This window comes from uncultured Methylibium sp., from assembly GCF_902826655.1.
In the GTDB taxonomy this organism is placed as follows: domain Bacteria; phylum Pseudomonadota; class Gammaproteobacteria; order Burkholderiales; family Burkholderiaceae_C; genus Methylibium.
This window is the reverse complement of record NZ_CADEFR010000008.1, coordinates 16,178-42,081: the sequence shown is the minus strand read 5'-3', so window position 1 is coordinate 42,081 and position 25,904 is coordinate 16,178. Positions and strand designations below refer to the sequence as shown.

The following is a 25,904-nucleotide window of genomic DNA, read 5'->3' as shown; positions in this document are numbered from 1 at the left end:
CGGCGAAGCCGCATCTTTCCATCGCCTACGGGCTAGGGCAACCGCCGGATGCGCAGCGGCCGGCCGGGCGTGACGGACTGCCCGCCGGGCCTCCGACGACCGGCCCGTAAAATTGTCTCGATGATCCGTGCCCAGCAAGAGCTCCTGCAGGCCCTCGGCGACGCGCTCGCCGACCTGGCCCCCGAGCAGACCCCTCCCGCCGTCTTCGAAAGCCCCAAGCAGGCCGCGCATGGCGACCTGGCCATCACCGTGGCGATGCAGCTGGCCAAGCCGCTGCGGCGCAATCCTCGCGAACTGGCGCAGGCGCTGATCGATGCGCTGCACCGGCAGCCGGCCGTGCAGCGCTGGGTCGACTCGCTCGAGATCGCCGGCCCCGGCTTCATCAACCTGCGGCTCAAGGCCGCCGCCAAGCAGCAGGTGGTCGGCGAGGTGCTGGCCGCCGGCGAGGCCTTCGGCCGCCAGCCGGCCACGGCCGAGCGCGTGATGGTCGAGTTCGTCTCGGCCAACCCGACCGGCCCGCTGCACGTGGGGCACGGCCGCCAGGCGGCGCTGGGCGACGCGCTCTGCCGCCTGTTCGCAAGCCAGGGCGCGCAGGTCACGCGCGAGTTCTATTACAACGACGCCGGCGTGCAGATCGCCACGCTGGCGACGTCGACCCAGGCCCGCATCCGTGGCCTGAACCCCGGCGAGCCCGGCTGGCCCGACAACGCCTACAACGGCGAGTACATCGCCGACATCGCGGCCGACTTCCTGGCGAAGAAGACCGTCAAGGCCGACGACCGCGAGTTCACGGCCTCGGGCGACCCCGAAGACCTGGACGGTATCCGCCAGTTCGCCGTGGCCTACCTGCGCCACGAGCAGGACCTGGACCTGCAGGCCTTCGGCGTGCGCTTCGACAACTACTTCCTCGAGTCCAGCCTGTACACCAGCGGCCGCGTCGAGGCGACCGTCGAGCGCCTGGTCGCGGCCGGCAAGACCTACGAGGACGGCGGCGCGCTCTGGCTGCGCAGCACCGACTATGGCGACGACAAGGACCGCGTGATGCGCAAGTCCGACGGCGGCTACACCTACTTCGTGCCCGACGTCGCCTACCACGTCGCCAAGTGGGAGCGCGGCTTCCACAAGGTCATCAACGTGCAGGGCGGCGACCACCACGGCACGATCGCGCGGGTGCGTGCCGGGCTGCAGGCCGCGGGGGTCGGCATCCCCGCCGGCTACCCCGACTACCTGCTGCACAAGATGGTCACCGTGATGAAGGGCGGCGAGGAGGTCAAGATCTCCAAGCGCGCCGGCAGCTACGTGACCCTGCGCGACCTGATCGACTGGACCGGCCGCGACGCGGTGCGCTTCTTCCTGATCAGCCGCAAGGCCGACACCGAGTTCGTCTTCGACGTCGACCTGGCGCTGAAGAAGAGCGACGAGAACCCGGTCTTCTACGTGCAGTACGCGCATGCGCGCATCCAGTCGGTCGTCGCGCAGTGGCGCGAGTCCGGCGGCGACGTGGCCGCGCTGGCCGGCGCCGACCTGTCGCTGCTGGCCGCGCCGACCGAGGCCGCGCTGATGCTCAGGCTCGCTGCCTTCCCCGGCATGCTGGCCGCGGCGGCCGCCGACCTGGCGCCGCACGATGTGGCCTTCTACCTGCGCGACCTCGCGGGCGCCTTCCACAGCTACTACGCGGCCGAGCGCTTTCTCGGCGAGGATGCGGCCCTGACGCGCGCGCGGCTGGCCCTGCTGGCCGCGACGGCGCAGGTGCTGCGCAACGGCCTGGCCATGCTGGGTGTCGGCGCGCCCGACAAGATGTGACGACCGGAGCGTTCATGCCTTCTCATTCCAAGCTCTCCCAACGCGGCGGCTTCCTGGTCGGCCTCATCGTCGGCCTGCTGGTCGGGCTGGCGCTGGCGCTCGGCGTCGCGCTGTACGTCACCAAGGTGCCGGTGCCCTTCATCAACAAGGTGCCGCAGCGGACCGCCGAGCAGGACGCCGCCGAGGCCGAGAAGAACCGCAACTGGGACCCGAACGCGCCGCTGCAGGGCAAGGGCGCCGCCTCGGCGCCGCCGCCGCCCGGCACGCCGGCCGCCCAGCAGCCCGGCGGCACCGCCGTCGCGCGCCCGACGGCGCCCGGCGCCTCGGCGCCGATCGGCGCGCCGGCGCGGCCCGGCACCGACCTGTCCACCACCGGCAGCGTCGACGCGTTTGTCTACTTCGTGCAGGTCGGCGCCTACTCCCGCACCGAGGAAGCGGAGGCCCAGCGCGCCAAGCTCGCGATCCAGGGCTTCGAGTCCAAGATCACCGAGCGCGAGCAGGCCGGCCGCCTGATGTACCGGGTGCGGGTCGGGCCGTTCAACCAGCGGCCCGACGCCGAGAAGGTGAAGGACACGCTGGACGGCGCCGGCATGACGACGGCGCTGGTGCGGGTGCAGAAATGAACTTCGCCGGGCGGCACCGACTCCATCGCCCGGTCGACCGAATCGCTGACTGAAAGGGATGCTCATGAACCGTCGTGAACTCACGACCCTCGCGCTCGTCGCTCCGCTGGCCGGCCTGGCGCCGCTGGCCCGGGCCCAGGGCGGCCCGATCGAGGGCCAGCACTACGTCAAGCTGACGCAGCGCCAGCCGACCCAGGACCCGAAGAAGCTCGAGGTCGTCGAGTTCTTCTGGTACGGCTGCCCGCACTGCCACGCCTTCGAGCCCATGCTCGACGCCTGGGTCAAGAAGCTGCCGGCCGACGTGAACTTCCGGCGCCTGCCGGTCGCCTTCCGCGAAGTGCCCTTCGTGCTGCACCAGAAGCTCTACTTCGCGATCGAGACGATGGGGCTGGTCGACTCGCTGCACCGCAAGGTCTTCAATGCGATGCACATCGAGCGCAACCCGCTGAACACGCCCGAGGCGATCGGCGACTTCGTGGCGAAGAACGGCGTCGACAAGGCCAAGTTCCTGGACACGATGAACTCGTTCTCGGTGCAGGCCAAGTCCAAGCAGGCGGCGGCGCTGTCGGCCGGCTACAAGATCGACGGTACGCCGGCGATCGGCATCGACGGCCGCTACTACACGGCCGGGTCGCTGGCCGGGTCCAACGAGCGCTCGCTGGCGGTCACCGAATACCTGATGGCCCAGGCGCGCAAGGCCGGCTGATCCGCCTTTGGCGCCGACGCCACAGCGTCGGGCCCTGCACCGTTTCGGCCCCGGGGCGGGTCGGAAGGGCTCTAGAATCGGCAGCAAGATTCATGCCGATGCGCCCGTGATCCCCGACTTCCCGCCCCGTCTCCCCCTGGCCATCGTCCGCCGCCCCCGCCGAGCCGCCGTGCCGGCCGCGGCCCTGCTGGCCGGGCTGCTGACCCTGCTGCCGCCCGCCTGGGGCGACAAGGCCGACCGCAACCAGCCGCTGTCCTTTGCCGCCGACACGGCCCGGGTCGACGAGCTGAAGCAGCTCAACATCCTGTCGGGCAACGTCGAGATCACCAAGGGCAGCATCGTCATCCGCGCCGACCGGGTCGAGGTCCGCCAGAGCCCCGAGGGCTACCAGCACGCGGTCGCGACCGGCTGGCCCACGAAGCGCGCCTACTTCCGCCAGAAGCGCGACGGCAGCGACGAGTACCTCGAGGGCGAGGCCGAGAAGCTCGAATACGACGGCCGCAGCGACACCGTGCGCCTGCTCAACCAGGCCGTGATGCGGCGCTTTCGCGGCAACACGCTGGCCGACGAGGTCTCGGGCAGCACCATCTCCTACGACAACACGACCGAGGTCTTCCAGGTGGTCGGCGGGCCTGCGTCGGCCGCCGCGCCCGGGCGCGTTCGTGGCGTGCTGACGCCCCGGGAGGCGCCGGCTTCGGCGCCTGCGACCCGACCATGAGCGCCATTCCGGACAAGGCCACGAGCCGGCTCGAGGCGCGTGGTCTGCAGAAGAGCTATGGCGCCCGCAAGGTCGTCAAGGACGTGCACCTGGCGGTGGCGGCCGGCGAGGTGGTCGGCCTGCTCGGCCCCAACGGCGCCGGCAAGACCACCAGCTTCTACATGATCGTCGGCCTGGTGCGGGCCGACGCCGGCGAGATCTCGATCGACGGCGAGCCGATCGAGCGGCTGCCCATCCATCGCCGTTCGCGGCTGGGCCTGTCCTACCTGCCGCAGGAAGCGTCGATCTTCCGCAAGCTGACGGTCGAGGAGAACATCCGCGCCGTCCTCGAGCTGCAGCTCGACGAGCGCGGCAAGCCCTACGCCAAGGCGCAGATCGACCAGCTGCTCGACGGCCTGCTGCACGACCTGTCGATCGACAAGCTGCGCGACAGCCCGGCGCCGGCGCTGTCGGGCGGCGAGCGGCGGCGCGTCGAGATCGCCCGCGCGCTGGCGACGCAGCCGCGCTTCATCCTGCTCGACGAGCCCTTCGCCGGCGTCGACCCGATCGCGGTGATCGAGATCCAGCGGATCATCGGTTTCCTCAAGTCGCGCGGCATCGGCGTGCTGATCACCGACCACAACGTGCGCGAGACGCTGGGCATCTGCCACCGCGCCTACATCATCAGCGAGGGCCGCGTGCTCGCCGAGGGCACGCCGCCGCAGATCGTCGAGAACCCGGACGTCCGCAAGGTCTACCTGGGCGAACACTTCCGCATGTGAGATGAAGCCCGGCTTGCAGCTGCGCTTCTCGCAGCACCTCGCGCTGACGCCGCAGCTGCAGCAGTCGATCCGGCTGCTGCAGCTGTCGACGCTCGAGCTGCACCAGGAAGTCGAGCAGATGCTCGAGCAGAACCCCTTCCTCGAGGTCGAGGAGGAGTCGCCGACGCCCTTCGAGGCGCCGCTGCCCGAGCGCAACGCCACCACCGAGCGCCAGGCCGACGAGGCCTGGGAGAGCGGCGGCGCCGAAGCCGGCAGCGAACCCGCCGAGGCCGCGCCGGCCGAGACGCTGGAACTCGGCGCGACGGAGCGCGACGACTGGGAGAACGGCACCGAGGCCGAGGACTTCGACGGCATCCGCGAGACGCCGGGCAAGTCGTCCAGCAACGACGCCGGCGACGACTACGACCCGACCGAGCGCAGCAGCGCCGGCGTCAGCCTGCAGGACCACCTGCGCGAGCAGGTGCGCGGCATGCGGCTGTCGCCGCCGGATCGCGCCGCGCTGCTGGTGCTGATCGATTCGCTCGACGAGGACGGCTACCTCGCCGACCCGCTGGAGGAGATCGCCGAACGCCTGGCTGCCGGCCTGGACGATGGCGATGCCGACCTGGCCGAGGACCTGCTCGACCGCCTGCGCTGCGCGCTGAAGTGGCTGCAGAACCTGGAGCCGCTGGGCGTCGGCGCGCGCGACCTGTCCGAGTGCCTGGTGCTGCAGCTGCGCGCCGGCCCGCGCTGCGAGGCGCAGATGATCGCCATCCTGATCTGCAAACACCACCTCGAGCTGCTGGCGCGCCGCGACGGCAAGAAGCTGATGGCCGCCACCGGCGCCGACGAGGACCTGCTGAAGGCCGCGCAATCGCTGATCGTGCACTGCGAGCCCAAGCCCGGCCGGCCCTTCACCAGGGCCGAGGCCAACATCATCGTGCCCGACGTGATCGTGCAGAAGGCCGGCCGCGGCTGGCGCGTGGTGCTGAACCCCGACGTGATGCCCAAGCTGCGCATCAACGACCTCTACGCGCAGGCCATCAAGCAGCAGCGCGGCGCACGCACCGAGTCGGGCGCGGGCCTGTCGGCGCGGCTGCAGGAGGCGCGCTGGTTCATGAAGAACATCCTGCAGCGCTTCGACACCATCCAGCGCGTCAGCCAGGCCATCGTCGAGCGCCAGAAGGCCTTCTTCAGCCACGGCGCGATCGCGATGAAGCCGCTGGTGCTGCGCGAGATCGCCGACGAGCTGGGCCTGCACGAGTCGACCATCTCGCGCGTCACCACCGCCAAGTACATGAGCACGCCTTTCGGCACCTACGAGCTCAAGTACTTCTTCGGCAGCTCGCTCAACACCGAGGCCGGCGGCAACGCCTCCAGCACCGCGGTGCGCGCGCTGATCAAGCAGCTGGTCGCGGCCGAGGACGCGGCCAAGCCGCTGTCGGACAGCCAGATCAGCCAGATGCTCGAGGAGCAGGGCATCCAGGTCGCGCGCCGCACCGTCGCCAAGTACCGCGAGGCGCTGAAGATCGCGCCGGCGAACTTGCGCCGCACACTGTGATCGGCCGCGCATGAGCGCCGTCCAGCTCTTCCTGCCCTGCGCCGCCGGGGTCGAGGGCCTGCTCGCCGACGAGGTCGCGCGCCTGCTGCCGCAAGCCGCGACGCAGACGCGCCGCGGCGGCGTCGAGGTGCAGGGCGGCGCCCGCGAGGCGATGGCGCTCAACCTCGGCAGCCGCCTCGCGCAGCGCGTGCTGTGGCCGCTGTGCGACGCGCCCTACCGCAGCGAGGACGACCTCTACGCGCTGGCGCGCACGCCGCGCTGGGACGACTGGATCACGCCGCAGCAGACGCTCAAGGTCGACGTCACCGCCCAGCGCGCGCCGCTCAAGAGCCTGAACTTCGCCGCGCTGCGCATCAAGGACGGCGTCTGCGACGCGATGCGCGACGCCCACGGCGCGCGCCCCAGCGTCGACACGCGCCGGCCCGACCTGCCGCTGCTGCTGCACCTGGCGCCCGAGCATGCGACGCTGTACGCCGACACCTCGGGCGAGGCGCTCTTCAAGCGCGGCTGGCGCCAGGACCAGGGCGACGCGCCCTTGAAGGAGACGCTCGCCGCCGCGATGCTGGCCGCCGCCGGCTGGCAGGGCCGCGAGGCCGACGGCCCGCTGCTCGATCCGGTGTGCGGCTCCGGCACCATCGCCATCGAGGCCGCGCAGATCGCCTGCGGCATCGCACCCGGGCTGCAGCGGCACTTCGCGTTCGAGCGGCTCGGGCCCTTCCGCGACGCGGCGGGCCGGCAGGCCTGGCGCGAGCTGCGCGACGCGGCGCAGGCGCAGGTGCGGCAGAGCGCGGTGCCCATCGCGGCCGGCGACGTGTCCTTCCGCATGACCGACTTCGCGGTGCGCAATGCCGACCGCGCGGGCGTGCGCGGCGCGATCGACTTCAAGACCGCCGACGCGCTGCAGCGCACGCCGGCCACGCCCCGCGGCACGCTGATGCTCAACCCGCCGTACGGCGAACGCATCGACCCCAAGGGATCACGCGGCGGTGAACGCAACGACGCGCGCGGCGCGACCGCCCGCGAAGGCTTCGACGACGGCGCCTCGGCGCCCGAGTTCTTCTCGCGCCTGGCCACGCACTGGAAGCGCCACTACGGCGGCTGGACCGCCTGGGTGCTGAGCCCCGACATGAAGCTGCCGCAGGCGATGCGCCTGAAGGAGAGCCGCCGCGTGCCGATGTGGAACGGTCCCATCGAGTGCCGGCTGTTCCGCTTCGACCTGGTGGCCGGCTCGATGCGCGAGCCGGCCGCCCCGCCCGCCGCCGACGCTAGCGAGTGACCTCCAGGTCGATCGGCGTCGACGCCGACATCGTCTTCAGGTCGGCATTGGCGACCAGCTCGACGCGCAGCTTGTAGCGCCCCGGCGGCGGCGCCAGCCACACCTCGGTCTGGCCCTTGGGCAGGTCGATGGTCTCGGGCGGCGTGCCGGCCTTGTCCGCGCGCTCGGCGACCAGGCGGAAATGGCCGACACCGGCGTCCTTGATGTCGACGTGGCCCACGTTCAGGCCCGAGGCGTGCAGCCGCACGCGCAGCGGCGGCTTCAGCGCGTCGCCGGTGCGCGGCTCGAGGATGGCGACGCCGGGCTTGACGAGGCTCTTGGGATCGACCGCCTCGTTCTTCGCCGTCACCGTGATCTTCATCGGCTTGCTGTAGATGAAATACGGGATGTGCTTGTGGTCGGCCAGCAGCAGGCGCAGCGTGTACTCGCCCGGCTTGAAGCTCAGCACCGTCTCCATCTGGCCCTTGCCGAAGTGGATGTACTGGTCGTTGAAGGGCAGCGGCTGCGTGAAGTCCAGCGGCAGGTCGCGGTTGACCAGCAGGTGGTGGTGGCCGGCCCCCGGCACCGGCTTCACGATCGGCGCCAGGCCGTAGCGCGCCAGGCCGAACTTCAGCACGAAGGGCGTCTCGATGCGGTCGCCGTCCTTGAGGTTGGTGAAGTAGGTCTCGGGCTGCTGGCTGCGCAGCGGGGCGCTGAGCCAGGGGTGGTCGGCGGCGAGGGTGGGCAGGGCGGCGCTCAGCAGGGCCAGGAGCCCCAGCATGCGACGGGTCATCGGTGATCCTCCTTGATGTCGTGCTCTCGTTCGATGCGGACACGCCGCCGTGTCGCGATCTCAGCCGACCAGCGGTGCGTCCGGCAGCTCGTTGGGATTGCGCGCCCCCGGGGCCAGTGGGAAATGCTGCCGCAACAGCGCATCCACGGCATCGACCGCCGCCGCCAGGCCGTCCTCGAAGCGCCGCTCGCGGAAGGCATCGCCCATGCCGTCGACGATGGCCTGCCAGCGCGCCGCGCCGACGTGGCGGTCGAGCCCGCGGTCGGCAACGATCTCGATGCGGTGCTCGGCCAGCAGCAGGTAGATCAGCACGCCGTTGTTGTTCTCGGTGTCCCAGACGCGCAGCTTGCCGAACAGCGTGATCGCGCGGTCGCGCGCGTCGAGGTCGCGCCACAGGTAGGAGAAGGGCAGGCCGGCCTCGACGCAGACGCGGATCTCGCCGCTGTGCGCCTTCTCGCTGGCATGCACGCGCTCCTCGATGCGCTCGAGCGCGACCGGGCCGAGGATGCGGCGCGCATCGTCCTCGTCGAGCCAGCCGTGGCGCAGCATGCGGGTGAGCTTGTTCATGCCTTCGTCCTACCAGTCGCCCTACCAGTCGCCCGAGGCGCCGCCGCCGCCGAAGTCGCCGCCGCCGCCCGACGAGAAGCCGCCGCCGCCGCCACCACCGCCGCCCCATCCACCGCCACCGCCGCCGCCCCAGATGATCGGCGGCCCGCTGTCGACGCCACGCCGCCGCGCCGCGCCGATGCCCAGCACGCCGACCAGCAGCAGCGCGATGAAGCCCGCGACGCCGGCGATCGCCAGGCTGGCGGTCGCGACCCAGGCCAGCCCGCCGGCCCCGGCGCCGGTCGCCAGCGAGCCGAGCTTGCGGCCCAGGATGCCGGTCAGCACCGCGCCGATGACCGGCACACCGAGCAGGAAGAACAGCGCCAGGTCCTGCCATTGCGTCCCCGACTGCGCGCCGCGCGCCTTGCTCGTCGGCGCCGGCAGCGCCTCGCCGCGGATGCGCTGGGCCAGCTGGTCCACCGCCGCGTTCAGCCCGCCCGCAAAGTCACCGGCGCGGAAGGCCGGCGTCATCGCGCGCTCGATGATCTGGCGCGCCGCCAGGTCGGGCACCGCGCCTTCCAGCGTCTTGGCGACCTCGATGCGGATCTTGCGATCGTCCTTGGCCATCAGCACGATCAGGCCGTCGCCGACATCGCGGCGGCCGATCTTCCAGGCCTCGCCGACCCGCTGCGCATAGGCCGCGATCTCCTCGGGCTGGGTCGTACCGACCATCAGCACCACCAGCTGCGAGCCGGCCTCGCGCTCGAAGGCCGCGAGCTTGGCCTCCAGCGCGCTGACCTGCGTGGCCGTCAGCGTGCCGGTCTGGTCGATCACGCTGGCGCTCAGCACCGGCACCGGGCGCAGCTCCTGCGCGCCGGCCGGCAGCGCCCAGCCGCAGCCGAACACCAGCGCGAGCGCAGCGACGAACGAGCGCCCGAGGCGCATCACACGACGGGAGTTGCGCGTTGCAGGAGCGTCACTTCGACGCCGGCTTCTCGAACGTGACCGCCGGCGGCGCGGAGATCTGCGCCTCGTTCTGCACCGTGAAGTTGGCCTTGGTCTGGTAGCCGAACACCATCGCGGTCAGGTTGCTGGGGAAGCTGCGCGCCAGCACGTTGTAGTCCTGCACCGCCTTGATGTAGCGGTTGCGCGCCACGGTGATGCGGTTCTCGGTGCCCTCGAGCTGCACGCGCAGGTCCTGGAAGCCCTGGTTGGCCTTGAGGTTGGGATAGTTCTCGGTCACCACCAGCAGCCGGCTCAGCGCGCTGGACAGCTCGCCCTGCGCGGCCTGGAATTTCTGGAAAGCGGCCGGGTCGTTGATCAGCTCCGGCGTCGCCTGGATGCTGGTGGCCTTGGCACGCGCCTCGACCACCTTGGTCAGCGTCTCCTGCTCGAAGTTGGCCTCGCCCTTGACGGTGGCGACGACGTTGGGGATCAGGTCGGCGCGCCGCTGGTACTGGTTGAGCACCTCGGACCAGGCGCTCTTGGTCGCCTCGTCCAGGCGCTGGAAGTCGTTGTAGCCGCAGCCGCCGAGGGCCAGCGTGGCCAGCAGGGTCAGGGCGGCGAAGAGGCGTCGGAACATGTCGGGTCCTTTCGGGTTGAGGCCGCAGGGCGATGCCGGCGACGCCGCGCAGATGCTGCCGGCGCCCCGCCTTTCAAGGCCTGCGTGGCATGCTACCCGCACCCATCGCGCACGCCATGACCCTGGACCCCCTAACGGCCCTGCAGACCGCCGCGCGACCGGCGCCACGCATCTCGACCACGCCACAGCGCCTGCTGATCGCCGGTGCCGGCGGCGCACTGGGCCGCGCCGCGGTGGAGGAAGCACTGGCGCGCGGCCGCTACGCCAGCGTGGGCGTGCTGACGCGCGCGCCGCTGCAGCCCGGCGTGCGTGGACTCGAGCCGGTGGCCTGGACCACCGACGGCCCGCTGCCCGCCACCGACGCGGCGATCGTCGTCTTCGACCGCGGCCGCGACCACTACGGTCGGGACGAGGCCTACCACCTGCCCGAGCCGCCCGACCTGCTGCCGCTGGCGCGCCGCCTGCACGCAGCCGGCGTGCACACGCTGGCCGTGCTGTGCCCGGTCTCGCCGTCGCTGCTGCCGCAGGCGCTGCAGCAGGGCCTGGCCGACCTGGACGAGCAGGCCGTCGCGGCCCTGGGTTTCGAGCGCCTGCTCTTCGTACGGCCCACGCAGGACGCGCCGCTCGCCACGCTGTCGCGCTGGCCCGAGCGCCTGGCGCGCTGGATGCTCTCGCAACTGCGCTACATGATCCCGCAGCGCGAGCAACCGGTGCGCGCTGCGGCGGTCATCGACTTCGTCTTCGAGGTGCTGCGGCAGTGGCCCGACGCGGCGCCGGGGACGCGGGTGGCGGGGGCGCCCGTGTTGTGGCGGGCGGCGCAAGGGGAGGGCGCGGAAGGGGTGGTGAGGGAGTGGTTGGGGTAGCGTTGATGAAGTGATGAAGTCACCCTCCACTGGTCAGGTGTGCATCCAAGTTCACGCCGATGCGACCTCTAGCTATGACTTGGCCTCGCTCAAGACTGCGTGCGAGAGTCTTGCCGCCACGCTTGCCAGCGCACTCGGCGTCCAGTTCGAGGAAGGCGATGATGGCGGTCGGTACCTCAACATCGTCTTCGGCTCGCATGCGCCCGAGGACCTCTGGCCATCGATCAATGCGACCCTGTATCAGTCGGCGGTTCACGGACCAGTGCTGCGAAGCCGGTCAATGGCGCTTCGCACCGGTAGCGATGGATGGAATGACTATGTATTGCTGTATCACTTCGACCCGACCGTGCCGGTCGAGCGAACACAGTGAAGCTCGGCTCAGACGTTCAGACCCATACTCGGTCTCACACCAAACACCTCAGTAACCCAAGCCGTGAGCGAGTTGTCTTCCCTGCCGCAGATCGAGCCAGGTCGCTACCGGCACTACAAGGGCGGCGAGTACGAGGTCCTCGAGGTGGTGCACCACTCCGAATCGCTGGAGCCGATGGTCTTGTACCGACCGCTCTACAACGAATCGGGCTCGTGGGTCCGCCCTCACGCCATGTTCGTCGGAGAGATCGAGATTGACGGTGTCCGGCAACCGCGCTTCGTCCTCCTGGCACGGCAGCCCGGCGCCGAGGTCGAGGGTACGCCCTAGCATCTCAACCGAGCAACCAAGCGACATCAGCTTGCGCCTGCTCGATGGAGCCGAAAGTCAAGCCATGCCCGACCGCTACACACGTTTCGGTGAGTTCTTCATGCGGGGGCTCGCCAGGACGCTGGCCGAAGGCACTCCCATCGACGTGCCTCACGTCGGCGTGTGCAAGGTTCGCAGCGTCGTTGAACCGCGGATGCACCATTCGAACTGGTCGATGCAAGTCAGCATCTCGTTTCCCGACTCTCACAGTGAGATGACGATCGGTATGTACACCTTCGGGTCATGTCTGCTGCCGGATACCGAGGCGATCAAGCTGCCAGCGCCCAGCTACGTCGACGAGAACGACACGCTCTTCCCGAAAGAGCACGAGGAAGCGTGGTTCCGCCTGCTTGGGGCCGTAGAACGGGAGCTTGAGGCGCTCGGGTATCGCTTGGGTTCAGACGATGATTCCGACTTCTACCTGATCACCGACTACATGCCATCCAACGGCATCTCCGTATCGGCGCTCAAACCAGCCGTGCTCACTCCCGACGTGCTCGACCTCTGTCAACGCCTCGCGCGCACCGAGGCGCAGTGGGACCTGTGGATACGACTGGCATTCGAGTTCACCGACAAGCGCAGCACGGGACACGCCGAGAACATCCTCGTCCGGCCGGATCGCATCGTCCACGACTACGATCCTGTTCGCTTGTTCAATGAGCTGGGCGCCGACACGCCGATCGTGGTTCGGCGAGGCAGCGGCTAGCTACCTCTGCCCCGTCATCACCCTCCTCCCCGCCGGCGGCGCCCAGCCGCCGCGCAGCAGCTCCAGCTGCTCCGCCCGCCGCTCCGCCGACAGCGGTCCGCGCAGGCTGCCCAGGACCCAGCCCACGCGCTCCGCGTCGACGTGGCGCTCGCCGTGGGCGCCCGACGACTCGCGCAGCAGGCTGGCCAGCCACGCGGCCTCCAGCGGCGTGAGCTTCGCCGGCGGCTTGCGCAGGTAGTGGCGCGCGGCGGCCTCGGCGCCGCACACGCCTTCGCCCCAGGGCGCGATCTGCAGGTAGAGCTGCAGGATGCGGCCCTTGCCCAGCGTGCGCTCCATCTCCACCGCGTACAGCAGCTCGCGCAGCTTGCGCGTGGCCGAGCGTTCGTCGCCGGTGTAGACCAGCTTGGCGAGCTGCTGCGTGAGGGTGCTGGCGCCTTGCGTCCGCGGCGCGCCGGGCTGCTGGTTGGCCGACCACGCGGCCAGCATCTGCGTGAGGTCGTAGCCGGCATGCTCGGCATAGCGCTGGTCTTCGGCGGCCACCACGGCGCGCGGCAGCCAGCCCAGCACGCGCGTACCGGCGTCGCCCGGAGCCGCCTGCGCAGCCGGTGACGCCACCGCGGCGCAGGCCAGCGCCGGCTCGGCATTGAGCAGGGCCTCGGTGCCCAGGCCGTCCACCGCAAAGCCGCTGAGGCGCGGGCGCAGGTCCAGCCGGCGCTCGGGCAGGCGCAGGCGCAGGCTGGCGCTGACGCGGCCCTCGATGCGCGCGCGCGCCAGCTCGGGGATCGCGTCGCTGCCGAAGACGGCATAGGCGTCGGCCAGCGCGGTGTCGGCCAACATCGCCTCGACGGCCAGGCCGGTGGGGTCGAGCCGTGCCTTCCACGGCAGCGTGACGGTGCGCACGCCTTCGCCCCCATGTCCAACGAGACGCAAGCTGCCCACGTAGCGGTCCTGCATCTCGCGGTGGAACTGCAGCTCCGCGTGCGGCAGCCGCAGCGGCACGGGGCCGACGGCCTCCAGCGTCAGCTCGCAGGGCGAGCAGGTGCCGCGCAGCCGGTCCTGCGGCAGGCGCTGCCAGGTCCAGGCGCCGTAGGCGGTGTCGATGCGGCGGCCGTCCAGCCAGGCCTGGCCCAGCGGGTGCGTGGCCATGCGCAGCAGCGCCGGCACGCTGACCGGCCGAGAGAGCTGCAGCCCGCGCGGCCCGATGCGCAGCGTCGTGCTCCATTCGCCGGGCTGCGGCGCCAGCGCGTGCAGCGCCGCCGCCAGCAACGCGATCGCCACCAGCACCAGCGTCGCCAGCACCGCCAGCGTGCCCATCCACCAGCGCGCGCTGCGCGACGAAAGAGCTTCACGACTCGGGATCTTCACGGTTCACTCCTGAATGCCTGCCACGGGAACATCGACTTCCGCGACGGTCGTCACCGCTTGCCAGGGCCCGGCCGACCGGCCGAGCGCGCTGTCCCAGAACCAGGCCGAGGTGTCGGTCCAGGCCAGGCCCTGCGAGTCCTCGATGCGCTCGCACACGCGCAGGCGCTTGTCGCCGCGGCGCGCCTCGAAGCAGCGCCACAGTCGCTGCTGGCCGTCGCGCTCGAGGCGCGCACCGGCGATCGCATAGCCCAGGCCGCGATAGCAGTCGGCGGCCGGATGCAGCATGCGCGTGGGGCGCCGCACCTCGCGCAGCACCAGCAGGCGCTCACCGTCGCTGAAGCGGCCGATCGCGCCGGGGAAAGCGGCCGCGAAGCGCTGCTCCACGGCGCTGAGGGCCAGCGGGCGCAGCCGGCGGCCGTCGAAGACCTGCGGCCACTCGACGCTGCGGGCGGTGTCCGCGGCGGGGGCCGCTTCACGCGCCAGCGGGGCCAGCGCGCAGGCGCCCAGCACCAGCAGCATCGCCAGGCGTGCCGCGCCGCCCGCGTGGCCCTTCGACAGGCTCAGGGCGACCGGCAGGGTGTGCTCCAGCACACGGCGCCAGAAGCCGGCGCGCTCAGTCGCGATGCGCATCGCCCGCCTCCCGCGTCGTCCAGCACAGCACCGCCGCGCACACGCCGCTCAGCACCAGGAAGCCGATCGCCGCGTGCGTGCCTTCGGCCAGGCCTTGCGGCCGCGACTCCAGCGCCACCAGCAGGCTGTTGCGCAGCACGTTGCCGCCGAGCACGATCACGCCCACCAGCGGCAGACGCTTCAGCAGCGCGCCGTCGCGCAGGCCCAACCAGCCGGCGGCGGCCAGCGCGCAGAAGTAGCCCAGCCAGGCCATCTGCACACCCGAGCAGGGCGCGTCGACGATGACGAGCCGGCCCTGCACCGTCATCGCCGCGCCGCTGGCCACCGCGTCCACCGCCGCCAGCTGCAGCAGGCCGGCCGAGAGCTGCGCCGTCAGCAGCCGCAGCGGATAGCCGGCATAGAACTGCAGCGAGGCCAGCAGCGGCAGCGCCAGCAGCACCAGGCCGGCCGGCGCGAGGCGCGGCGCGTCATCGGGCAGCCAGGCCGCGAGCGCGGTGCCCAGCGCCGCGGCGGCGATCACGCCGGCGGCCAGCGGCGGCAGCGTCCACAGGGCCGCGGTCGCGCCGGCGGTCAGCGCCAGGCTCGCGCCCAGCCAGCCTGCGCGCGGGGCGTCGCGCAGGCCGCTGCGCAGCAGCAGCAAGGCCAGCATCGCGAGTGCGGCGAGGCCCATCGGGTCGTCGGAGCCGTCGCGCATGCGCGCCGCGGCCCAGGCCGCGTGCGGCCACAGCGCGGCGGCCTGCAGCGCCAGCCAGGACCAGGCGGGCAGTGCGGTCAGGCCGGCCGGCCCGGCGAGTGGGAGTCGTTGCTGCATCGTGAGGCTCCGTCGTTCAACGAGCCCGCGCGCGCAGGCCGTGCTGCAGGCGGCGCGGGCGACGCCACAGGCGCTTGACGCTGTCGCCGCCGCGGTGCCAGGCGGCGCCCAGCAGCATCAGCAGCACCACCGCCAGCGCCAGCCAGCCCGACGCCTCCGGCGTGCTGGGCACCTCGGCGCCCAGGCTGCCGACGGCCTTCTCGCTCACGCCCTGCGGCAACGGCGAGGGCTGGTTGACGGCCGCGGCCTCGCCGCCCGGGTTGCGCACCACGCGGTCGACCGCGATGAAGCTGGTGTACTGCGTCAGCAGGCTGTAGCGCAGGCCCAGCGCGGTGATGGCGTCGCGCTGCGCGTCGCCGCCCTGCAGCGCCTCCTGGTCCGACAGCGACTGGATGCGATGCCGGGCCCACAGGTGGCGCAGCGCCGCGGCATCCGGGTCCGGCGTGGCCACCGGCAGCATCGCCTGCCAGGCGCCGTGGGCGGCCTGGCCTTCCACCACCAGCTGGCCGCGCGGCTCGCCGCGCCACTTGCCGAACAGCAGCACCGGCCGGCCGCCCAGCACGTCGGGCAGCGGCTGCGGCTCGACGTCGTAGGTTTCCAGGCCCTCGAAGCGCGCCTTCACCTGCGTGAGCACCGGCGAGTCGATCATGCGGCGCAGACGCTCGGCCTGGGCCTTGGCCTGGTCGGGCCTGGTGACGATGAAGGGCTCGCCCTGGCCGGCGCGCGCGATGCCTTCGATGAGGTGGCGGTTGACCGAGCTGCCGATGCCGAAGGCGAAGACGTTGGTCTTGTCGAGGTTGCGGCGGATCAGCTGGAAGACCTCGCTCTCCACGGTGACGAAGCCGTCGGTGACCACGATCACGCTGCGCGACACCTCGGGCGCCTTGGGCAGCGCGGCCACGCGCTTGAGCGCGGGCACGATCTCGGTGCTGCCGCTGCCACCCATCTGGCCGATGACGCGCAGCGCCTGGTCGATGTTGGCCTGCGTGGCGGGGACCGAGCTTTCGTTCAGCACGCGGTTGCTGCCCGAGAACAGCAGCACGTTGAAGGTGTCGCTGGGACGCAGGCTGCCGATGAGGTGGCGCAGCAGGACCTTGGCGGTGTCCAGCGGATAGCCGTGCATGGAGCCCGAGATGTCGACCACGAAGACGTAGTCGCGCGGCACGATCTGCGCGGTGGCGATGGCGCGCGGCGGCTCGACCATCGCGAGGAAGAAGTTCTCCTCGCCGGGCTTGCCGGGAAAGAGCGTGAGGCCCGACGTCAGCTGCTCGCCGGCGAGCTGCCAGTCGAGGATGAAGTCGCGGTTGTTGCGATTGCCGCTGTCGTCGTCGGCGCCGCCACCGAGCGCGACGCGTGCGGCGTTCGTGCCCTCGCCTTCGACCTCGATCCCGTGCGACGACGAGCGCAGCGCGCTCACCGGCAGTGGCGAGGCGAAGGCGACGCGCAGGTCGAACTTGGTGGCGGATGCTTCGCCGGCACGCAGGTAGGGCACGGCGGTGAACGACGAAGACCCGCCCTCCGCCTTGGGCCGGTGATAGCGCGGACCCACGACGGTGGGAAAGACGAACTGGTAGCGCCCCTCGCTGGGCGGCAGCAGCTCGGTGTAGCGCAGCTCCACCGCCACCTCGTCGCCCGGCAGGATGTTGGCCACGTTCATCGCGAAGACGTTGGGCCGCTCCTGCTCCAGCAGCGCGGTGGTCTTGCCCTCTCTCTTGGCGGCCTCGAACTCGATGCGGGCGCGCTGCTTCTCGCGGATGTCGGCGACGATCAGCCTGCTGCCGATGCGCACCTGCATCGCATGCACCGCCGCGCGCGTCGAGCCCGGGAAGACGTAGCGCGCCTCGATGGGGCGCTGGCCCTCGTTGCGGTAGCGCTGCGTGACCGTGACGTCGGCGATCGCGCCGGCGATGCGCGCGTCGACCTCGGTCGCCTTGAGCGGCAGGCGGTCGGTGCCGGGGTCGTCGCTGCGGACGAAGAAGTAGGGGCTCTCGGCCGGCCGCGCCTCGGCGTCGTCGGCCTGGGCCGGCAGGGCGACCAGCAACAGGGTCGCAGCGCAGGCGATGGCCAGCACGACGGCCCACAGGCGACCCGGCCGCGACAGCGGGCGCAGCGGGAGGCTGTCGGGACGCAGGGAGAACAAGGACATGCGCGACTCCTGACGAGGGTGGCGTGCCGCGGAGTGGGCACGGGGTCAGGATGCGCGGGGGAGGCGAAGCGAGTTCGAAGGGCGCGCGGGGCTGGTGTGAAGTCGGCGTGAAGCCTCGGCGCCGCAGCGCGAGATCGACTCAGACTGTTTATGATCTATATTCAGTTCGACTGTTCCACCGAGAGTCCTCCATGCGCTACTCCTCGCACATCAAGTCCATCAGCTACCTGAAGGCCAATGCGGCCGACGTGCTGGTGCAGCTCGCCGAGCAGGGCGAACCGATGGTCATCACCCAGAACGGCGAAGCCAAGGCGGTGCTGCAGGACGTGGGCAGCTACGAGCGCACGCAGCAGACCCTGGCGCTGCTGAAGTTGCTGGCCCTCGGCCGCGAGGACATCGAAGCCGGCCGCGTGACGCCGGCCGAGGCGGCCTTCGATCGCCTGCTCGCGCGCAAGGCCGCCCCCGCGAGCGGCACCTGATGGCGAAGACCCGGCCCTACCGGGTCTTCCTGACCCGCAACGCCGAGCGCGACCTCGAGGACCTGTACGACTACATCGCGCAAGGCACGTCGCCGCTGCGAGCCGCGCAGGTTGTCCGCAAGCTGCAGAAGGAGGTTCTCGCCCTCGCGCTGCAGCCCGAGCGCGGCAGCTGGCCCGCCGAGTTGCTGGAACTGGGCATCCGCGACTTCCGGCAGATCAGCCTCAGGCCCTACCGATTGATCTACCGCGTGATCGATCGGCAGGTGTTCGTGCTGCTCATCGTCGATGGCCGGCGGGATCTGCGGGCGCTGCTGGAGCGGCGGCTGCTCGGCGCGTGAGGTTGCCCATGTACTTGAGTGGGTCGAATGCGTGGATCGTTGGTGCGGGGTGAAGAACTGACCGATGCAGGCAGGAAGGGTCAAGACTCAACTGGGGCGCGCAACAACCGCAATCAGGCATCAAGGGACGTTCGCGGTGGACTGGGCGAACGTATCTGGATACCGCACGGGCGCGACCGCCGACTCCACACCTGCAATGCCAGCAGCGCAGGGTGCCCGGTTGGTAACGGCTAGACCCTCGCCTCACGATCTCTCTGTCTCTCAGCAACAAGACGCTGTGATGTCGTGCACGGCTCCGATCGAGGGTGAGGGCCTAAACTTGGTCAATCAAGCAATTTCGGAGGCATAGATGCACCGCCTGGCGACAGCGCTCTTCATCTTGACCGTCGCAGGAGCCGTATCGGCGGCCGACACCTTGTCTGAATTTTCGGCCGCTCTCGCAAAGGCTGGCAGAGACTGGGAGTACTCGAAGACCGAGAACGAGATGACGGGAGAGGTCACCGAGACGACTGCCATGTTTCAGAGTCGCGATGCTCCGTACATGCAACTCGTCATCAGGAACAGCAAAGACGACGGGCTTCAGGCGTATGCGTTTCCAGACGGAGAGGTCAATTGTCCGGGTGCGTGCCAACTACTCGTGCGCGCCGACGATGCGGCGCCCAAATCGTTTGCGGTAACGGTCCGGAGGTTTGAATTCGGTAGCTACAGACTGGACTTTGCAGACGTGCCGGCTCTGATCCAGTACGTCCGCAATGCAAAGCGCGTGCGAGTGCAATTGCGATACTTGGACATTCCCAAGAACAGGGAAAAGGGCGAGGTTGTGTGGACCGTCAACCCGAAGACGCCGCTGGTGATTCACCCGCTTCGAAAGGCTGTCGGTCAATAGCAAAGAAGCTCAGCGCTGCCGCCGGTTGCGCGTGCTCCATAGCGCACACAACATCGATACGGTCTTCGGCGAGCACCACTGGCGACGCCGTCGCTTGCCGAAGGTCTGCTTATCGGCATCACTCGCATGCCGAGTTGTCGATGGCCACGGCGGGGACGTGTCCAGATCGCACACGTTAGCTTTCGGCCATAGGCCCATCTGGCCTCTACGGCTTTTTCTTCTTCGGTTTGCCCGGGTTCCTATGGGGAACCGCCTTCTCGGCATCCTTGAAGCTCAAGTGCATGGCGTCGAACGCAGCGCGGGCCCCGTCCTTCTTGCCTTGGGCGTAGACCGCCTCAAGCACTTGGGCGAGTTTCACGCCCTTTATGAGATTCATGTCTTCGATGACGATCTCCATTGCAGCCGAAATCCTCGGTGAGGCATACACGGCGATGCTCTTGTCGCCAATAGGAATCAGGTTCTTCTTGTTCTTGCCCGTTGCCATTGCCATTGCTCCTTACCTGGTTGACGTGGCCGGATTCTCTGTCTGCACCGCCTGTAGCCTCTACCGAACTACCCTTATCGGCAACGACGCCGATGGGAGACATGCGGGTCATCCCCGGCAGCTCGCGCAGCGCCAGAAGCGCTCAGGCGCTATTGTCGCCATCTATACCGAACTTTTTAGTGTCGGGAATCCAGCACCTGGTGCGCCTCTCTCTGGAGGCTCCCCCTCAGCCGGAGAGGCGAGGGGCTGGGCTTTCGGTTGCTGATATGCGGCAGACCTCTTCGGGGCGAGCGCAGCCGTTCATCGCACCTCAGCCACTTGCCTTCGGCAACGACACCGTCGCCACCGCCCCCGCCCCATCCCCCGCATTCCTCAGCGTCACCTTGCCCCGGTGCAGCCCCGCGATCTCCTTGACGAACGCCAGACCCAGCCCCGTGCTCTTCTTCTGCGAGTGCGGCCGCGCCAGCGAATAGAAGCGCTCGAAGACCTTGTCGTCGGCGTAGTCGGGGATGCCGGGGCCGTGGTCGCGCACGCTGATCTCGACCGTGGTCGGACCGTTGGCGCGCAGCTCGATGGTCACGCGGCCGCCGGTGGGTGAGAAGTCGATGGCGTTGTCCAGCAGGTTGCTCACCGCGCGGCGCAGCAGCAGGGGGTCGCCTTCCACGGTCGCTTCGATGCCGGGCTCCAGCTCCACCTCGATCTGCCTCGGTGAGCCGGCGGCCTGGGCGCTGGCGGCCAGCTCTTCGAGCATCGGTCGCAGCGCCACGGGCTCGGGGCGGTCGATCTGGCGGCGCGACTCCAGCGCGGCCAGCTCCATCATGCGGTCCACCAGCTCCTGGATGCGCAGGGTCTCGCGCTGGATGTTGGCCAGGAAGCGCTGGCGGTCGGCGGCAGCCATCGCGGGCTCGTCGTTCAGCAGCTCGGCGGCGCCGCGGATGGCGGACAGCGGGCTCTTGAGCTCGTGCGTCAGCGTCTGCACGTAGTCGGCCACGTAGTTGCGGCCGGCCAGCGCGTCGCGCATGTCGTCGTAGGCGGCGCCCAGCGCGCCCACGGTGCGGCGGCCCAGGCGCCGCAGGTTCAGGCTGCGCTGCGTGCGCACGTGGCGCCACAGGTCCGACACCAGGCCGAAGGGCCGCGCCAGCCAGACGGACAGGATCAGCACGCCCACCAGCACCGCGCCCACCGAGGTGGCGCCCACCAGCAGCGTGCGGCGGCGCGCCTTCTCGACGAACTGCCCGAAGCTCTGCACCGGCTTGCCGACGGAGACCGCGCCGATGACCAGGCCGTCCACCTGCACGGGCGCGGCCACGTACATCACCGAGGTCCGGGTGTCGCCGTCCACGTCGGGCGAGGTGCGCGCGCCGTAGGCGCCCTGCAGCGCCAGCCGCACGTCGCGCCAGCGCGAGTGGTCGGCACCCTCGTGCAGGCCCAGCGAGTCGAAGCGCACGATGCCCTCGCGGTCCATCACCGTCACACGCAGCTCGACGCGCTTCTTGACGAAGCCGAAGATCTCGGCCTCGAACTCGCGCGCGTAGAGATTGCGGAAGACCTGCTGCAGGCCTTCGACGTTGGGGCCGTTGAGGGCGGCCTCGGGGCCGCCGGAGCGGGCCTCGATCAGCGCGGCCATCAGGTGCGAGGTCTCGACCAGCGACTCCTCGGCCGACTCGCGGTAGCGCGGGTCGATGTCGGCCACCAGCCGCCACAGCAGGAAGGCTACGCCCAGCGCGTAGGCCAGCAGGATGCCGACGAAGATGCGGTTGCGCTTCGTGTTCACTGAGCGGGCAGCGTCGCAGGCAGGTCCTCGGCCAGCGCATAGCCCGCGCCGCGGTGGGTGACGATGGCCTCCAGCGTCGGCGCCACGGCCTTGAGCTTGGCGCGCAGCGTCTTCACGTGCGCGTCCACCGTGCGGTCGAAGCTCTCGGTCGCGTCGTCCCACACCAGCCGCAGCAGCGCGTCGCGGCTGTAGACATGGCCGGGGCGCGCGGCCAGGGTCCTGAGCAGGCCGTACTCGTAGCGCGACAGGTCGAGCGCGTGGCCGTAGTAGCGGATGCGGCGGCGGCCGTCGTCGACCTCGACGGGCAGCACCGCGGGTGCGGGCACCGGCACGGCCGGTGTTGCCGGAGCGGGCGCCGCCGCGCCGCGCGCCGTGCGCCGCAGCACCGTGCGCACGCGCGCCACCAGCTCGCGCGGCGAGAAGGGTTTGGCCACGTAGTCGTCGGCGCCCAGCTCCAGGCCGACCACGCGGTCGATCTCGTCGCTGCGCGCGGTGAGAAAGACGACGGGCACGTCGGCGCGTTCGCGCAGGCGCTTGAAGAGCTCGAAGCCGTTGATGTCGGGCAGACCCACGTCCAGGATCACCAGCGCGGGCAGCTGCTGCGCCACCTGCTGCAGCGCCGCCTCGCCGGTGGCGCAGCACAGCGGATCGAAGCCTTCGGTGCGCAGCGCATAGCTCAGGGTGTCGGCGATGCCGGGTTCGTCCTCGACGATCAGGATGTGCGGGCGAGCCATGCTGGGCAAGGATGATAGGGCCGTGATAATCGTCCGATGACGTCCACCGCCCTGCCGCCCCTGGCCAACGACCGTTTCCTGCGCGCCTGCCTGCGCCTGCCGACCGACTGCACGCCCGTGTGGCTGATGCGCCAGGCCGGCCGCTACCTGCCCGAGTACAAGGCGACGCGCATGAAGGCCGGCAACAGCTTCATGGGCCTGGCGACCAACCCTGAGTACGCCACCGAGGTGACGATCCAGCCGCTCGACCGCTATGCGCTCGATGCCGCCATCCTGTTCAGCGACATCCTGACCGTGCCCGACGCGATGGGCCTGGGCTTGAGCTTCGGCGCCGGCGAAGGCCCGAAGTTCGCGCACCCGATCAAGGACGAGGCCGACGTCGCGAAGCTCGCGGTGCCCGACATGGACAAGCTGCGCTATGTGTTCGACGCGGTGGCGTCGATCCGCCGCGCCCTGGGCTCGGGCCGCGAACAGCGCGTGCCGCTCATCGGTTTTTCGGGCAGCCCGTGGACGCTGGCCTGCTACATGGTCGAAGGCGGCGGCAGCGACGACTACCGCCTCGTCAAGACGCTGATGTACCGCCGGCCCGACCTGATGCACCGCATCCTGGAGGTCAACGCCGATGCGGTGGCGGCCTACCTCAACGCGCAGATCGAGGCCGGCGCGCAGGCGGTCATGGTCTTCGACAGCTGGGGCGGCGTGCTGGCCGACGGCGCCTTCCAGCGCTTCAGCCTGGCCTACACCGAGCGCGTGCTGCGGCAGCTGAAGCGCGAGCACGAAGGCTTCCGCATCCCGCACATCGTCTTCACCAAGGGCGGCGGCCTGTGGCTCGAGGCGATCGCCGCGACCGGCTGCGACGTGGTGGGCATCGACTGGACGGTCAACCTGGGCAGCGCGCGGGCGCGCGTCGGCAACAAGGTCGCGATCCAGGGCAACCTCGACCCCAACGTGCTGTTCGCCGAGCCCGAGCAGGTGCGTGCCGAGGTCGCGCGCACGCTGGAAAGCTTCGGCGCGCTGCGGCCCGGCGCCGGCCACGTCTTCAACCTGGGCCACGGCATCAGCCAGCACACGCCGCCGGACAACGTGAGCGTGCTGGTGGATGCGGTGCACGAGTTGTCGCGCCGGCAGCGGGTGGCGCAGGGGTGATCCGGACTGGCTTTCGGCGAGCTTGCACGACAAGCCGGGTTTACCCGTGAAGCAGGTCTTGGGGACTTGACTTATCCCCAAATGCAGGGTTCACGAACGGTGGCATCTAGGCTGCTGCGACGCAGCAGCACAAACTCGATGCATATCCGTAAGTCGTTGATTCATATGCGCTTGTCAGACTGCCCTCAAATGCCTCAGCGTGATGAAGGGCCTTCGGCATCAAGCACTTGGCATCCGTTTGCGCAGGTTTCCCACAATGTTGTCCACACCGCCCGTGGATAGCCTCGAAAACAGCCTCGAATCAAGGACTTGGGGCCGGTCCTTGATGTCGCCTTGAGCTTTCTTGGGCAAGTCGACTCCCCCCCTTCCCGTCGCGCCGCCGGCGGCCGATGACGGCCCGCTGCAGCGCGTCGCGGTCGCCGTCGCGACGCCCCAGCACAGCGGATTGCAGGGCGCGCTGGACTACCTCGGTAAGCGCCCGCTCGCGCCGGGAACGCTGGTGCGCGCGCCGCTGGGCCGGCGCGAGGTGCTGGGCGTGGTGTGGCCGCAGCCGGCCGCGAGCGACGCCGCGGCGCCCGAGCCCGGGGCACTGCGCGAGCTGATCGACGTCTTCGACGCGCTGCCGCCGCTGCCCGCCGCGTGGTGCGAACTGGTGGCCTTTGCGGCCGGCTACTACCAGCGCAGCGTCGGCGAACTGGCGCTGGCGGTGCTGCCGCCCGAGCTGCGCAAGCTGAGCGGCGTGCAGCTGGCGCGGCGTCTGGCGCGGCTGCGGGCGCGGCTCGTCACGCCCGGCGGCGAGCCGCCGGCCCTGCCCGAACCCAGCGCCGAGCAGGCCGCGGCGCTGCAGGCGCTGGCGACCCAGGCCGAGCCGGGCGTGACCCTGTTGCACGGCAGCACCGGCAGCGGCAAGACCGAGGTCTACCTGCGCGAGGCCGAGCGCGTCGTCGCGGCCGGCCGGCAGGCGCTGGTGCTGGTGCCCGAGATCAACCTCACGCCGCAGCTCGAGGCGCGCTTCATCGAGCGCTTTCCGGGCCGCCGCGTGGTGTCGCTGCACAGCGGCCTGACGCCGGCGCGGCGCCTGCAGCACTGGCTGCTGGCGCTGCTGGGCGAGGCCGACCTCGTGCTGGGCACGCGCATGGCGGTGTTCGCGCCGCTGCCGCGCTGCGGGCTGATCGTCGTCGACGAGGAGCACGACCCGTCCTACAAGCAGCAGGAAGGCGCGCGTTACTCGGCGCGCGACCTGGCGGTGGTGCGCGGCCGCCTCGAGGGCGTGCCGGTGCTGCTGGGGTCGGCCACGCCCTCGCTGGAGACCTGGCACAACGCGCAGCCGGCGGCCGACGGCGGTGCCGGGCGCTACCGGCGGCTGAGCCTGCACGCGCGCATCGGCGGCGGCGCGCTGCCGGCGGTGCGGCTCGTCGACATGAGCCGCATCCCGCGCGAGCAGCAGCGCGTCACCCCGCTCGCCGCACCGCTGCTGGCGGCGCTGCAGCAGCGGCTGGCGCGCGGCGAGCAGAGCCTGGTCTTCCTCAACCGACGCGGCTACGCGCCGGTGCTGCATTGCACCGAGTGCAGCTGGAAGAGCGACTGCCCGCACTGCAGCGCCTGGCGCGTCTTCCACAAGGTCGACCGCACGCTGCGCTGCCACCACTGCGGGTTCAGCGAGCGCGTGCCGCGCGCCTGCCCGAGCTGCGGCAACCCCGACATCCAGCCGCTGGGCCGCGGCACCGAGCGGCTGGAGGAGCAGCTCGCGAGCGCGCTGCCCGGCGCGCGCGTGGCGCGCATCGATGCCGACACCACGCGGCGCAGCGGCGCGCTGGAGGCCGAGCTGGCGCGCATGCACGCCGGCGAGGTCGACGTGCTGGTCGGCACGCAGATGATCGCCAAGGGCCACGACTTCCGGCGCGTCACGCTGGTGGCGGCGATCAACCCGGACGCGGCACTCTTCAGCAGCGACTTCCGCGGCCCCGAGCGCCTGTTCGCGCTGCTGATGCAGGCGGCGGGCCGGGCCGGGCGCGACGCGCAGCAGGCAGCCGGCGCCGAGATGTGGGTGCAGACCTGGCACCCGCAGCACGCGCTGTACGCGGCGCTGCGCGCGCACGACTACGTGAGCTTCGCGCAGACTCAGATCGACGAGCGCCGCAGCGCCGGCCTGCCGCCGCACGCCCACCTGGCGCTGCTGCGCGCCGACGCACGCAGCCAGCCGGTGGCGCAGGCCTGGCTGCAGGCGGTGGCCGACGCGGCTCAAGCGCTGGCCGCGCAGGAACAGGTGACGATCTACCCGCCGGTGCCGCTGTCGGTGCAGCGCGTGGCCGACGTCGAGCGCGCGCAGATGCTGCTGGAGTCCGCCTCGCGGCCGGCGCTGCAGCGCTTTCTGGCGGCCTGGCATGCGGTGCTGCAGGAGCGCCGGCCCGAGAGCAAGGGCGTGTTGCGCTGGGCGGTGGATGTGGATCCGTTGGCAATATGAACTCGTTTGGTCATG

Annotated in this window: 27 protein-coding genes; 16 read left to right on the top strand and 11 right to left on the bottom strand. The window is 70.7% G+C overall.

What is annotated here, in order from left to right; all coding sequences use genetic code 11:
• Positions 1–120 precede the first annotated feature (120 nt).
• The 7 genes from argS (at position 121) to QZV97_RS05635 (ending at position 7,427) form a co-directional block, all read left to right on the top strand.
• On the top strand, positions 121–1,803 hold the full coding sequence (gene argS / locus QZV97_RS05665; protein WP_295639819.1) for an arginine--tRNA ligase: 1,683 nt from the start codon (positions 121–123) through the stop codon (positions 1,801–1,803).
• Between the two features lie 14 nt (positions 1,804–1,817).
• The gene (locus QZV97_RS05660) at positions 1,818–2,426 is read left to right on the top strand and encodes an SPOR domain-containing protein (RefSeq protein WP_295639816.1); all 609 of its coding nucleotides are present in this window, start codon (positions 1,818–1,820) and stop codon (positions 2,424–2,426) included.
• 64 nt (positions 2,427–2,490) lie between these two features.
• Positions 2,491–3,132, top strand: coding sequence for a thiol:disulfide interchange protein DsbA/DsbL (locus tag QZV97_RS05655; RefSeq protein ID WP_295639813.1), 642 nt, complete (start codon positions 2,491–2,493; stop codon positions 3,130–3,132).
• A 169-nt stretch (positions 3,133–3,301) separates the two neighbouring features.
• Positions 3,302–3,850, top strand: a complete 549-nt coding sequence (gene lptA, locus QZV97_RS05650; RefSeq protein ID WP_295639810.1) for a lipopolysaccharide transport periplasmic protein LptA — start codon at positions 3,302–3,304, stop codon at positions 3,848–3,850.
• Positions 3,847–4,611 (top strand): LPS export ABC transporter ATP-binding protein, encoded by a 765-nt coding sequence (lptB, locus tag QZV97_RS05645; protein ID WP_295639807.1) that lies wholly within the window; start codon positions 3,847–3,849, stop codon positions 4,609–4,611. The genes lptA and lptB overlap by 4 nt, the downstream gene beginning before the upstream one ends.
• A gap of 1 nt (position 4,612) precedes the next feature.
• A complete protein-coding gene (locus QZV97_RS05640; protein WP_295639804.1) occupies positions 4,613–6,151 on the top strand; it encodes an RNA polymerase factor sigma-54 in 1,539 nt (512 codons plus the stop codon).
• A 10-nt stretch (positions 6,152–6,161) separates the two neighbouring features.
• Complete coding sequence (locus QZV97_RS05635; protein WP_295639801.1) at positions 6,162–7,427, top strand: THUMP domain-containing protein; 1,266 nt, start codon at positions 6,162–6,164, stop codon at positions 7,425–7,427.
• Here QZV97_RS05635 and QZV97_RS05630 read toward each other — a convergent pair.
• The 4 genes from QZV97_RS05630 to QZV97_RS05615 are packed head-to-tail and all read right to left on the bottom strand — an operon-like array spanning position 7,417 to position 10,327.
• Entirely contained in the window at positions 7,417–8,199 is a 783-nt protein-coding gene (locus QZV97_RS05630) for a DUF4399 domain-containing protein (protein ID WP_295639799.1), read from the bottom strand. The genes QZV97_RS05635 and QZV97_RS05630 overlap by 11 nt on opposite strands.
• 60 nt (positions 8,200–8,259) lie before the next feature.
• Complete coding sequence (locus QZV97_RS05625; RefSeq protein ID WP_295639796.1) at positions 8,260–8,766, bottom strand: TPM domain-containing protein; 507 nt, start codon at positions 8,764–8,766, stop codon at positions 8,260–8,262.
• 21 nt (positions 8,767–8,787) lie between these two features.
• Positions 8,788–9,690, bottom strand: coding sequence for a TPM domain-containing protein (locus QZV97_RS05620; RefSeq protein WP_295639793.1), 903 nt, complete (start codon positions 9,688–9,690; stop codon positions 8,788–8,790).
• A gap of 31 nt (positions 9,691–9,721) precedes the next feature.
• Entirely contained in the window at positions 9,722–10,327 is a 606-nt protein-coding gene (locus tag QZV97_RS05615; protein ID WP_295639790.1) for a LemA family protein, read from the bottom strand.
• Between the two features lie 116 nt (positions 10,328–10,443).
• On the opposite strand from QZV97_RS05615, the gene QZV97_RS05610 reads away from it, so the two are divergent.
• The 4 genes from QZV97_RS05610 (at position 10,444) to QZV97_RS05595 (ending at position 12,632) form a co-directional block, all read left to right on the top strand.
• Positions 10,444–11,190 (top strand): hypothetical protein, encoded by a 747-nt coding sequence (locus QZV97_RS05610; protein ID WP_295639787.1) that lies wholly within the window; start codon positions 10,444–10,446, stop codon positions 11,188–11,190.
• A gap of 13 nt (positions 11,191–11,203) precedes the next feature.
• Positions 11,204–11,560 (top strand): hypothetical protein, encoded by a 357-nt coding sequence (locus QZV97_RS05605; RefSeq protein ID WP_295639784.1) that lies wholly within the window; start codon positions 11,204–11,206, stop codon positions 11,558–11,560.
• Positions 11,561–11,623: 63 nt separating this feature from the next.
• On the top strand, positions 11,624–11,887 hold the full coding sequence (locus tag QZV97_RS05600; RefSeq protein ID WP_295639781.1) for a DUF1653 domain-containing protein: 264 nt from the start codon (positions 11,624–11,626) through the stop codon (positions 11,885–11,887).
• A 64-nt stretch (positions 11,888–11,951) separates the two neighbouring features.
• On the top strand, positions 11,952–12,632 hold the full coding sequence (locus QZV97_RS05595) for a hypothetical protein (RefSeq protein ID WP_295639778.1): 681 nt from the start codon (positions 11,952–11,954) through the stop codon (positions 12,630–12,632).
• Here the strand turns inward: QZV97_RS05595 and QZV97_RS05590 are convergent, their stop codons facing one another.
• The 4 genes from QZV97_RS05590 to QZV97_RS05575 form a co-directional block, all read right to left on the bottom strand.
• Entirely contained in the window at positions 12,633–13,997 is a 1,365-nt protein-coding gene (locus QZV97_RS05590; RefSeq protein WP_295639775.1) for a biosynthetic peptidoglycan transglycosylase, read from the bottom strand.
• 3 nt (positions 13,998–14,000) lie between these two features.
• Entirely contained in the window at positions 14,001–14,516 is a 516-nt protein-coding gene (locus QZV97_RS05585) for a hypothetical protein (RefSeq protein WP_295640038.1), read from the bottom strand.
• A gap of 94 nt (positions 14,517–14,610) precedes the next feature.
• Entirely contained in the window at positions 14,611–15,438 is an 828-nt protein-coding gene (gene xrtQ, locus QZV97_RS05580) for an exosortase Q (RefSeq protein ID WP_295639772.1), read from the bottom strand.
• Between the two features lie 16 nt (positions 15,439–15,454).
• Complete coding sequence (locus tag QZV97_RS05575) at positions 15,455–17,584, bottom strand: VIT and VWA domain-containing protein (RefSeq protein WP_295639769.1); 2,130 nt, start codon at positions 17,582–17,584, stop codon at positions 15,455–15,457.
• Between the two features lie 191 nt (positions 17,585–17,775).
• Between QZV97_RS05575 and QZV97_RS05570 the strand changes: the two genes are divergently transcribed.
• The 3 genes from QZV97_RS05570 (at position 17,776) to QZV97_RS05560 (ending at position 19,287) form a co-directional block, all read left to right on the top strand.
• Positions 17,776–18,063 (top strand): type II toxin-antitoxin system Phd/YefM family antitoxin, encoded by a 288-nt coding sequence (locus QZV97_RS05570; RefSeq protein ID WP_295639766.1) that lies wholly within the window; start codon positions 17,776–17,778, stop codon positions 18,061–18,063.
• Positions 18,063–18,401, top strand: coding sequence for a type II toxin-antitoxin system RelE/ParE family toxin (locus QZV97_RS05565; RefSeq protein ID WP_295639763.1), 339 nt, complete (start codon positions 18,063–18,065; stop codon positions 18,399–18,401). Before QZV97_RS05570 ends, QZV97_RS05565 begins: the two co-directional genes overlap by 1 nt.
• A 349-nt stretch (positions 18,402–18,750) precedes the next feature.
• Positions 18,751–19,287: a hypothetical protein gene (locus QZV97_RS05560; protein ID WP_295639760.1), complete on the top strand. Its 537-nt coding sequence runs from the start codon at positions 18,751–18,753 to the stop codon at positions 19,285–19,287.
• A gap of 205 nt (positions 19,288–19,492) precedes the next feature.
• On the opposite strand, the gene QZV97_RS05555 is transcribed toward QZV97_RS05560, so the two are convergent.
• The 3 genes from QZV97_RS05555 to creB form a co-directional block, all read right to left on the bottom strand.
• On the bottom strand, positions 19,493–19,771 hold the full coding sequence (locus tag QZV97_RS05555) for a hypothetical protein (RefSeq protein WP_295639757.1): 279 nt from the start codon (positions 19,769–19,771) through the stop codon (positions 19,493–19,495).
• A gap of 310 nt (positions 19,772–20,081) precedes the next feature.
• Positions 20,082–21,545 (bottom strand): two-component system sensor histidine kinase CreC, encoded by a 1,464-nt coding sequence (gene creC, locus QZV97_RS05550; RefSeq protein WP_295639754.1) that lies wholly within the window; start codon positions 21,543–21,545, stop codon positions 20,082–20,084.
• Positions 21,542–22,279 carry a two-component system response regulator CreB gene (gene creB, locus QZV97_RS05545; RefSeq protein ID WP_295639751.1) on the bottom strand — a complete coding sequence of 246 codons (738 nt, stop codon included), beginning with the start codon at positions 22,277–22,279 and terminating at the stop codon, positions 21,542–21,544. The genes creC and creB overlap by 4 nt, the downstream gene beginning before the upstream one ends.
• Before the next feature lie 36 nt (positions 22,280–22,315).
• On the opposite strand from creB, the gene hemE reads away from it, so the two are divergent.
• Both hemE and QZV97_RS05535 read left to right on the top strand, forming a co-directional pair.
• Entirely contained in the window at positions 22,316–23,425 is a 1,110-nt protein-coding gene (gene hemE / locus QZV97_RS05540) for a uroporphyrinogen decarboxylase (protein WP_295639747.1), read from the top strand.
• A gap of 400 nt (positions 23,426–23,825) precedes the next feature.
• Complete coding sequence (locus tag QZV97_RS05535; protein ID WP_295640035.1) at positions 23,826–25,889, top strand: primosomal protein N'; 2,064 nt, start codon at positions 23,826–23,828, stop codon at positions 25,887–25,889.
• The last annotated feature ends 15 nt before the right edge of the window (positions 25,890–25,904 follow it).